Source organism: Paenibacillus sp. A3 (assembly GCF_001399685.1).
Classification (GTDB): Bacteria; Bacillota; Bacilli; order Paenibacillales; family NBRC-103111; genus Paenibacillus_G.
In genome coordinates, this window is the sequence record NZ_JTHN01000362.1 from 1 (window position 1) to 580 (window position 580).

1 protein-coding gene is annotated in these 580 nt (G+C 62.4%); it reads right to left on the bottom strand.

Annotated features, from left to right (window positions below):
- A partial coding sequence (locus QJ48_RS34590; protein ID WP_237763160.1) for a S9 family peptidase occupies positions 1-580 on the bottom strand: 580 nt, incomplete at both ends.

A 580-nucleotide genomic window follows, 5' to 3' on the forward strand; every position in this document is an offset into this window, starting at 1 on the left:
CTGCCCCCCCCCGCCGCCAAAAACACCCGAGAGGGGGTGAGCCGCGCCCAGCCCCAAAACCCCGCCGTAGCTTCGCCCCATAATGCCGATTTTGCCGGTATCGACCGTCGCGAAACGGCTCAAGTCCTTCACCATCCACGCCAGATCTGCCACCGCATCCATCCGTTTTCTCGCGTTGTCGAGGTTCAGGTACGTTTTGCCGTAGCCCATGCTGCCGCGGACGTTGGGCGTCACAACGTTAAAGCCTTGCCCGACTAAATATTGAATGACCGGGTGAAATTCGAACCGGATCTGCGATTCCGGCCCGCCATGCACGTACACGACCGTAGGCGCGGGGCGGCTTTCCTCCGTCTGCCCGGCGCTCCCGGCCGGCCGGTAGTAAAAGTACGGCACCTCCACCCCGTCAAACGAACGGAACGTGTACAGCTCGGCCTCCTGCCACAAATGCTCGATCGTCTCCGACCTGCCGAACGAGGTGAGGCGCCGGAGCATCTCGTCCTTCAACCCGTAGCGCCAGATGTCCCCCGGCAGCACCGGGCTTTTCAGCGCGAAAATCAGCTCGTCGTCATTCAGCCACGAC